We start from the raw sequence: 3,808 nt of genomic DNA, 5'->3' as shown, positions 1-3,808 counted from the left end.
GGGGTGTCGCCAAGCGGTAAGGCAACGGACTTTGACTCCGTCATGCGTTGGTTCGAATCCAGCCACCCCAGCCATTCAAAATGATATTTATAGGGAACTGATGAGTTCCCTTTTTTTTATTTTTTATTTTTTATAAAAAAATCCCGTTTCTTAATTACTATAAGAAACGGGATTTTACTATTATAATTCACAATAATTTTTAGCTATTTTAGAAGCTAATCTAGCATTATTGAAAACTAATTGAATATTTGATTCTAAACTTTTTCCTTTTGTGATATCTTTTACTTTAGCTAAAAGGAATGGAGTACTATCTTTTCCTTTGATTCCTTTTTCTTCAGCTTCAGAAACAGCATTGTTAATTGCATTTGTAATTGTATCGAAATCCATAGCAAATTCTTCAGGAATTGGATTTGCAATAACAACTCCACCTTTTAAGTTAACATCCCATTTTGCTTTTAGAGTTTTAGCGATTTGTTCTGGAGTATCCATTTTGTAATCCACGTTGAAACCACTTTTTCTAGTGTAGAAAGCAGGTAACTCTTTAGTTTGATATCCGATAACTGGAACTCCTTTTGTTTCTAAAAACTCAAGAGTTAATCCGATGTCTAGAATAGATTTAGCTCCAGCACAAACAACAGCAACATCAGTCATTGCTAATTCCTCTAAATCTGCTGATATATCCATAGTTGTTTCAGCTCCTCTATGAACTCCACCGATTCCTCCAGTTGCAAATACCTTAACACCAGCTAACGCGGCTATAATCATAGTAGAGGCAACAGTAGTTGCACCATCATCTTCAGAAGCTAATATTGCAGGGATATCTCTTCTACTAGCTTTAGTAACATCAAGACCTTTTTTTCCTAAATAATCAATCTCTTCTTTAGTTAATCCTACCTTTAATTTTCCATTTAAAATAGCTATTGTAGCTGGAACAGCACCATTTTCTCTTACAATTTCTTCAACTTTTAAAGCTGTTTCCACATTTTGAGGATAAGGCATTCCATGAGATATAATAGTAGATTCAAGGGCAACTACCGGTCTATTGTTTTCTAATGCTTCCTTAACCTCTTTTGAAATTTCTAAATATTTTGTTAAATTCATAAATTTTCCTCCTTAATTTTATTAACGTTTTCTAAAGACATATTGTCGCTAATTGTTTTTTCGCTTGAAATAGCGATTGTTGCACAAGCGATACCATTTTTACAACTTTCAATTATATCGAGATTCTCTAAGAAACTATAAGCGATTCCAGACATAAAAGCATCGCCAGCCCCAGTTGTATTGATAACCTTAGTTTTGAAAGGAGACATCTTACCAGAAGCTACTCCATTTGAATAAAAAACTCCCTCTTCTCCTAAAGAGATGAAAACTTGTTTTACTCCTTTTTCTATAAAGAAATTAGCACATTTTTCAAGAGAGTTTAAATCGATTATTTTTATACCAGAAAGTGTTTCTGCTTCTATTTTATTTGGTTTTATCGTGTGGAACCTACCGATAAAATCTTTAATTTTTAATGCTTTTGTAGTAGATACGCAATCTAAAAATACAGGTATATTAAAATTAGTTACAATATATTCAATAGTTTCTTTAGGTATATTTGTATCGACTATACAAAGTTTAGATTCGTCTAAAATCTCTTTTTTAGATTTGATAAAGTCTATAGTGACATTATCATATAAATCCATAGCAGAAATAGCAATCTTCATATCGTTATTATCATCTAGTATAGATAAATATGTAGATGTTGAAGAGTTTGGAATTATTAAAGAGTTAGAAGTGTTTATTCCTAAAACTCTACAATTTTTTCTAACTTCTTCGCCATTAAAATCATCGCCAAGGACAGTTATAAGTTCTACATCTTGATTTAATCTTGAAAGATTATCTGCAATATTTCTACCTACACCGCCGAAAGATGTATTGACCTTTCCAGGATTAGAATCATAATCTTTTAAAGGTGAGTAAGATTTTGCTGAAATATCGATATTTGTACCACCGATAACAGTAGTAAAAGATTTTTTTTGTATAATATATCCTTTACCGATTATTTTTCCTTTTTTTATTAAATTAGAAATGTGTACAGCAACAGATGAACGAGCGATATCAGCTTTTTCAGCTAATTCTGATTGAGAAATAAAAGGATTTTCTTCAATCCATTTTAAGATCTCTTTTTCTCTATTAGTCATATGCACCTCCTTTTCTTAAACAAATGTTTAACTTACTAAACTTTTGTTTAAATATTATCATTGAAGTATTGAAATGTCAACGATTTATCTATAAAAAAATTGATTTTTTTTGTAAAAAATATTAGAATTTTAATAAAGAATATAAAAGGGGTGGTAGTTTGGATAATTTTAAAGGTGATAGAAGCAAAAAGGTGTGGTTACTTACTGAAATAGTAGTAGGAGTTCTGTTTGCATTATTTGCTTATTTTGTATTAAAAGGTAAAGAAAATATATTGGAAGGGTTTATAAGAATATTAACTTCTCCGACAGTTTTGATAACTGACTTTTTAGTTATAGGAGGAATGGGAGCAACATTTTTGAATGCATTTTTAATATTTGCCTTTAATTATACTTTGATGAGATTACTAGGAACACCTTTAAATGGTTTAGCGATAGCTTCATTTTTTACGGTTTTTGGATTTTCTTTCTTCGGAAAAAATATATTAAATATTTTGCCGTTTTATGTAGGGGGAATTTTATACTCTAAATATGAGCATATTGATTTTAAAGATATATTGGTAACGATATCTTTTACTAGTGCGTTAGCACCATTTATAAGTGAAGTTGCATTTAATATACATGTTTTTAGTGAATATGCATATGTGCATGCTATTGTATTAGGAATAGTAATAGGGTTTATAGTGACACCTTTAGCGAAGAAAATGGCAGGGTTCCATGAAGGATTTAATTTGTATAATCTTGGTTTTACAGGTGGAATATTGGGAGCTGTAATAGCGTCTGTTCTTAAATTGTATCAATTTGTAGTGGTACCTCAAAGAATAATATCTATAGAACATGATGTTGAACTTAAAATAATATCTAGTGGTGTATTTTTGGCTTTAATATTGATAGGATATTATATAAACAATAAAAGTTTTTCAGGATATAAAGCTTTACTGAAAGATAGTGGATTGAAGAGTGATTTTGTTTTGAAATATGGCTACGGCTTAACTTTTATAAATATGGGAACTATGGGATTTGTAGCAATGATGTATCCTATCTTATTAGGTCAAACTTTAAATGGACCATTACTTGCAGGAATATTAACAATAGTAGGATTCTCGGCTTATGGGAAAACTATTCTTAATATTACGCCGATATTAATAGGAGTATTTTTAGGAAAGTTTGGAAGTACAACAGATGGATTTACATTAGCTTTATCTGGATTGTTTGGAACATCTTTAGCACCAGTAGCAGGAGTGTATGGTTTTGGATGGGGGATAGTAGCAGGGATGTTGCATATTGCGGTAGTCCAAAGTATAGGTGTTGTTCATGGTGGGTTAAACCTTTATAATAATGGATTTTCAGCTGGAATAGTTGCAGGATTTTTATTACCTATAATAAATACAACTAAAGAAAGTGTAAATAAAAGAAGAGCGAAATATCTACAAAGACAGAAAGCATTACATGACTTAATAAGGAAAACAGAGGATAATTTACAAGATAAACTGTAAATAAGAAAACATATTTTAAAAAAAATAAAAAAAGTTTGTTGACAAACAATGTTGTCTGTGGTATGATTATATATGTCAGCGGGAAACACCGCAGACAACAACTGAATGAAAAGGACATTAACAACCGAATAG

Annotated in this window: 3 protein-coding genes; 1 reads left to right on the top strand and 2 read right to left on the bottom strand. The window is 30.6% G+C overall.

What is annotated here, in order from left to right:
* Positions 1-180: 180 nt before the first annotated feature.
* Entirely contained in the window at positions 181-1,101 is a 921-nt protein-coding gene (locus L992_RS12145) for a pseudouridine-5'-phosphate glycosidase (RefSeq protein WP_047383784.1), read from the bottom strand.
* Entirely contained in the window at positions 1,098-2,183 is a 1,086-nt protein-coding gene (locus L992_RS12140; RefSeq protein WP_047383781.1) for a carbohydrate kinase, read from the bottom strand. The genes L992_RS12145 and L992_RS12140 overlap by 4 nt, the downstream gene beginning before the upstream one ends.
* 158 nt (positions 2,184-2,341) lie before the next feature.
* On the opposite strand from L992_RS12140, the gene L992_RS12135 reads away from it, so the two are divergent.
* Positions 2,342-3,676 carry a DUF1576 domain-containing protein gene (locus L992_RS12135; protein WP_047383780.1) on the top strand — a complete coding sequence of 445 codons (1,335 nt, stop codon included), beginning with the start codon at positions 2,342-2,344 and terminating at the stop codon, positions 3,674-3,676.
* Positions 3,677-3,808 lie beyond the last annotated feature (132 nt).

The organism is Cetobacterium sp. ZOR0034, assembly GCF_000799075.1.
Lineage (GTDB): Bacteria > Fusobacteriota > Fusobacteriia > Fusobacteriales > Fusobacteriaceae > Cetobacterium_A.
This window is presented reverse-complemented; position numbering and strand designations above follow the sequence as displayed.

What these genes read in the sequence shown, in the direction of transcription:
- L992_RS12140 (WP_047383781.1), bottom strand. Translation starts at nt 2,183, where the DNA reads ATGACTAATAGAGAAAAAGAGATCTTAAAATGGATTGAAGAAAATCCT.
- L992_RS12145 (WP_047383784.1), bottom strand. Translation starts at nt 1,101, where the DNA reads ATGAATTTAACAAAATATTTAGAAATTTCAAAAGAGGTTAAGGAAGCA.